The organism is Protofrankia sp. CiP1_Cm_nod4 (genome assembly GCF_982290645.1).
In genome coordinates this window covers 3,184-8,046 of record NZ_CEVIVC010000196.1, presented here as the reverse complement: position 1 = coordinate 8,046, position 4,863 = coordinate 3,184, and the positions used below count along the sequence as shown (strand labels likewise).

Genomic DNA, 4,863 nt, shown 5'->3' with positions numbered 1-4,863 from the left:
GATTCCAGTGGTGACAGACGGTGTCATGAGAGCAGGATCCGCCGCCGGAGCAGGGGAAATCCGGCGCGGTCGTACATCTGCCTCTTGATCGGGACAACGTTCGGGACTGACGGCCATGAGGACGAGGCTGGAACGACGAGGAGGGCAGACGACCGGATCAGCCACCCCAGCAGCTTGACGAAGATGAGGGTGTCAGCTCCTCCGGAGCCGTTCCGGGGTGTCTGAGGTCTCTGTGATCCGGTCGTATGGGTTCCTGCTGACGGGAGGGTCCGGGGTCAGGATCGCTGGTAATGGGCGAGTGCAACGGTGCTGTGTCAGTCCGCCCACGGGCCGACGCCGCCGACCCGCTCGACCGCGATCCGAATGATCATTCCGGTTTCGGAGCCGCGGTTCCTGAAGGGGTAGACATCGGTGCCGAGGTAGCGCTGGGCCAGGGTGTCCATGAGTGCGGTGAATTCGTGTGGGATCCCTGGGCCGAGGAGGGTTGCTCGGCCCCGTACGGTGAGGTATTGGGTGAGGCCGTCCGCGGTTCCGTCGGCGGTTCGCTCGTTGTCGTGGATGATGACCGTCGCTCGCGGGTCCCGGCGCAGGTTGCGTACTTTCCGGCGATGCTCCTCCACGCCGAAGACGAGGCTGCCTCTGTCGAGGGCCATCCACACCAGCGAGGCCTGCGGCGTACCGTCAGGGTCGATCGTCACGACGGTTGCCTCCCGGTCCGATGCGAACAGCCGGTGGGCGCTTGCGGGCAACGCCGGCATCCCTTTCCCGTCCGGGTGCTCTCCTTGCCGGTCGGGGTGCTCTGTTGTTGTCTGGCTGGTCATCAGGGCTGTTCCTCGTTCTACGGGTGCACGGTTCCTGAAGGGCGCCGCGACGTGGACAGGGCCGGATTGTCCGTGTCGCGGTGACGCAGGCCCTGTTCGGTGATTACCGCGAGGCCGGTGGCTTCGGTTGTTCGTCATGGTGGATGTCGATGAGGACCTTCCCGACCGCGCCGCCCTCGACCGCGTCGTGCGCGGCGGCTGTCCCGGTCAGCGGGAAGCGGTGCAGCGGCAGCCCGGCGTCTTCGCCGGTCCGCAGGGCGCCGGCGGCCACGGCGGCGTTCACGTCCTCGATGGCTTGGTGTTTCGCCGTGTCGGGCATCGTGTAGACGAGCACGAACTGCAGGCGGGTGTTGGCGAACATGTGCGGCTGGAGGGGAACGGTCAGCTGGGAGCCGCTGGTGTCGGCGTAGATGGCGATGACCCCGTTCGGGGCTATGACCTGCTGGTTGAGCGCGGCGTTCACGACGGGGTCCACCTCGACCACTATGTCGACGCCGTCGGGGGCGGTCTTGCGTATCGCTTCGGCCGCGTCCGGCGTGCGGTAGTTGATGACATGGTGCGCGCCGGCCGCGGAGGCCAACGCTGCCTTCCGCGGAGAGCTGACGGTGGAGACGACGTTCGCCCCGGCCCAGCGCGCCAGCTCGATCGCGGCGTGCCCGACCGCTCCCGCGCCGCCGGCGACGAGCACGGTCCGGCCGGCCAGCGCCGATGGTCCGAGGACGGACGGGCCGTCCGGGTGGACGGTGAGGGCGCGGTGCGCGGTCAGGGCTGGGATGCCGAGGCTCGCCCCGAGGTCGAACGAGGCAGCCGGGGGCAGCGGCACCGCCTGGCGTGCGGGTAGTACCACCGCCTCCTGCGCGGTGCCGTCAGCTCGCTGCCAGGTGGCCTCCCAGATCCACACGCGTTGTCCTATCCGCGTGGGATCCACTCCCTCACCGACCGCGTCGACGGTGCCGGCGCCATCCTGGTTGGGAACCTGACCGGCCGGCGGGAGCGACGAGCCCAGCGCTCCCCGGCGCACCTTCCAGTCCGTCGGGTTCACCCCCGACACGGCGACGCGGACCCGGACCTGACCCGGCCCCGGCTCGGGCTCCACCCGCTCTACCAGCCGCAGCACATCGGAGCCCCCGATCCGTTCGTACACGATCGATTTCACGCGGCGTTCCTTCCAGGAGAACCAGGACAACCAACGGGCACGTCGGCACGCCCCCGTCTCCGCCTCCCCTACGCGGGGAGCCGGACCACCACGTCAGGATGACCCGGCACCTGATCCGCCGGAAGTGGCCCGCAAGACACCATCCGATAGGATCTGGCCATGCATCGGGTCGCCGTGCTCGCCCTGGACGGAGTCATCCCGTTCGAACTCGGCATTCCAGGGCGGATCTTCACCGCCGCCATCGGGTCAGCTGGCGAGCCGCTTTACGAGGTGATCGTCTGTACCGTCGACGGCCGGCCGGTCCGCACCGATGCGGGGTTCAGCATCGCCGTCGACCACACGGCCGGGGTCCTCGCGGCGGTGGACACCGTCGTCATCCCACCCGTCCATCCACTCGAGATCAACATGGCCGGGCGGTTGCCCGAGCTGGTAGCCGGCGCGCTTGCCGGCATCCCGGCGGGTACACGCATCGTGTCGATCTGCACAGCCTCGTACCTTCTGGCCGCCGCGGGCCTGCTCGACGGCCGCCCGGCCACCACCCATTGGTTTGAGGCCGACCGCTTCCAGCGGATGTTCCCCCGGGTGAAGGTCGATCCTGACGTGCTGTTCGTGGACGACGGCGATGTGCTCACCTCGGCGGGTGCCGCCTCCGGCATCGATCTGTGCCTGCACCTCGTCCGTCGCGACCACGGCAGCGAGGTCGCCAACCGCGTGGCCCGTCTCTGCGTTGTGCCGCCATGGCGTGATGGGGGACAGGCCCAGTACATCGAACATCCCGTCCCGCCGCCATCGACCGCCAGTACCGCTCCCGCCCGCGCCTGGGCGCTCGAGCGGCTGCCGGAACCGCTGTCCCTGGCTGAGCTCGCCGCCCACGCGGGCATGAGCGTACGCACCTTCACCCGGCGGTTCCGCGACGAAGTCGGCCTGACCCCCGGCCAGTGGCTGACCGGGCAGCGGCTGGAACGCGCCCGGCACCTTCTCGAAAGCAGCGACCTGCCGATCGACATCGTCGCCCGACAGGCTGGGTTCGGCACCGGCGTCTCCCTCCGGCAGCATTTCCGCGCCTCCGTCGGCGTCTCGCCGGCCGTCTATCGGCGTACCTTCCGCACCCGGAACCGGTGACCCGCGCTTCCCGCACACCGGTGAGATTCGCGATACCCATGCCATGTCATGTCCCGATCGGAAGGAACGGGGATGCTGCACTTTATCAGCCCTGCAGGGGATGCGGAGATCGCGTTCGCCCGGCCGCATCCCCGGCTGCGCCCGGGAGTGCATCTCTACCGGGGGCACCGGATGCACCTGCTGCGCCCGCGGCGGAAATTAGAGATTCCTGTCAGTGCGGTGACCCTCGTTCTGGGATTTGCCGAGGAACTGCGCGTGAGCGGCGTTGGCGAAGGGGTGGCGGTGGACAGTTACGCGTCTTTTCTCGCCGGGCTCCAGACGCGGGCCAAAATAGTTGAGAACAGCAGAAGCCTGTACGCGGTGGAAGTGGTCCTCATGCCGTGGGTGGCGTTCACCCTGTTCGGTGTGGCCATGCACGAGGTGGCCGAGCGTGTCGTGGATCCGGGTGATCTTCTTGGTGGCGGTGTCCGTGACCTGACCGGGGCACTGGCGGCCCTGCCGGACTGGGAGCAGCGGTTCGCGTTGCTGGACACGGTGCTCGCGCAGTGGATCGACCGCGGGCCCGTCCACTCGCCGCGGGTGGTGTGGGCCTGGCAGCAGCTGATCCGTACGGGCGGGACGATCCCCATCGCCCGACTGGCCGCGGGGACCGGCTGGGGACGACGTCAGCTGGAAAACCGCTTCCGGGAGCAGATCGGCCTGTCACCCAAGGCGGCGGCACGGGTGCTGCGGCTACGGCGCGCACTGCGGCTGCTGGCCACCGGTACGGCGCCGGTGCAGATCGCTGCGACCTGCGGGTTCAGTGACCAGGCGCACTTCGCCCGCGAGTTCAAGGCCATGACCGGCTCCACCCCGCGCCGCTTCCTCACCGACCGCAACGCCGCTCCCGTCGGACCGGGGCCGTGGGAGCGTTGGGACCGGATGCCCGGAGAGGTCACCAGCGTCATGTTGAGCACCGGGCTTCCCGCCTGAGCCCGCGGCGCGAGACCGACAGGCTGGCCGAGCCGGGCTGCGGGGGTGCGCGTTTATTCAATACACGACCGCATCGTGGGTGCCACGATGTGCCGTGTCCTCGCTACCGAGGTCCCGGTGGTAACCGCACCGAGAACCGGCATCAACAACGTGCGGTTTTCCGGCAGTGCCAGATGGGGCCCCGGCGGATACAGGAGAGAGCGCGCGCAACGTCCGGCGACCGGCCACCCCGAGAAACTGATCTTGTATATCGGCCCTGGCTGTCGCCGCACGCGCTTTTCCGGGAATGCTGACCATGAGGAAGGAAAAGTATGCGCAAAAAGCTCGGCATCAGACGTCTGCGTCGAACCGCTGCCGGTCTGCTGGCTACCGCGGCTCTGGCTGTCTGTGGCGTTGCCATGACGGCTGGCCAGGCCTCGGCGGCCACTACCTACTGGACCTACCAAAGCCAGTACAATGGCGATTGCCTGACGGCCTCGGCGACAGGCAGTGGTGTTTTCACAGCCACCTGCCATGGCTGGCAGTCACAGGACTGGGACTGGATTGGTTCTGCCAATGCATACGGCCAGCACCAGTTGAGCAGCCGGACCAGGGGCCTCTGTCTGACAACCGATGCCAAGTCGGACCGGAACGCTGTCTGGCTGAGTTCCTGCAACGGCGGGCAAGGCCAGTACTGGGATAACGATCTTCCGCCTTATCTCTACGCCGATGGATATTTCTGGAGCAATAGCCTGCGCATTTCTCCGGAGAGCGACGCCGTCTACACCTCTGATGCGCAGAAAGACTGGAACG

At 68.1% G+C, this 4,863-nt stretch carries 6 protein-coding genes; 4 read left to right on the top strand and 2 right to left on the bottom strand.

Going from position 1 to position 4,863, the window contains the following annotated elements:
• Positions 1-225, top strand: a 225-nt coding sequence (locus tag AC5LSR_RS22430) for a hypothetical protein (protein WP_250291516.1), incomplete at its 5' end; no start/stop codon positions are given.
• 89 nt (positions 226-314) lie between these two features.
• Here the strand turns inward: AC5LSR_RS22430 and AC5LSR_RS22425 are convergent.
• Together AC5LSR_RS22425 and AC5LSR_RS22420 are read right to left on the bottom strand one after the other, a co-directional pair.
• The gene (locus AC5LSR_RS22425) at positions 315-821 is read right to left on the bottom strand and encodes a TIGR03618 family F420-dependent PPOX class oxidoreductase (protein WP_250287158.1); all 507 of its coding nucleotides are present in this window, start codon (positions 819-821) and stop codon (positions 315-317) included.
• Positions 822-924: 103 nt separating this feature from the next.
• Complete coding sequence (locus AC5LSR_RS22420) at positions 925-1,977, bottom strand: NADPH:quinone reductase (protein ID WP_250287160.1); 1,053 nt, start codon at positions 1,975-1,977, stop codon at positions 925-927.
• A gap of 159 nt (positions 1,978-2,136) precedes the next feature.
• On the opposite strand from AC5LSR_RS22420, the gene AC5LSR_RS22415 reads away from it, so the two are divergent.
• The 3 genes from AC5LSR_RS22415 to AC5LSR_RS22405 all read left to right on the top strand — a co-directional run.
• Entirely contained in the window at positions 2,137-3,099 is a 963-nt protein-coding gene (locus AC5LSR_RS22415) for a GlxA family transcriptional regulator (RefSeq protein ID WP_250287163.1), read from the top strand.
• A 72-nt stretch (positions 3,100-3,171) separates the two neighbouring features.
• A complete protein-coding gene (locus AC5LSR_RS22410) occupies positions 3,172-4,071 on the top strand; it encodes a helix-turn-helix domain-containing protein (RefSeq protein WP_250287164.1) in 900 nt (299 codons plus the stop codon).
• A 311-nt stretch (positions 4,072-4,382) separates the two neighbouring features.
• Positions 4,383-4,863: ricin-type beta-trefoil lectin domain protein (locus AC5LSR_RS22405; protein WP_493468957.1), on the top strand; the 481-nt coding region annotated here is incomplete at its 3' end.

Excerpts from the sequence above, each read along its gene's own strand:
- AC5LSR_RS22425 (WP_250287158.1), bottom strand. The coding sequence starts at position 821 with ATGACCAGCCAGACAACAACAGAGCACCCCGACCGGCAAGGAGAGCAC.
- AC5LSR_RS22410 (WP_250287164.1), top strand. The coding sequence starts at position 3,172 with ATGCTGCACTTTATCAGCCCTGCAGGGGATGCGGAGATCGCGTTCGCC.
- AC5LSR_RS22415 (WP_250287163.1), top strand. The coding sequence starts at position 2,137 with ATGCATCGGGTCGCCGTGCTCGCCCTGGACGGAGTCATCCCGTTCGAA.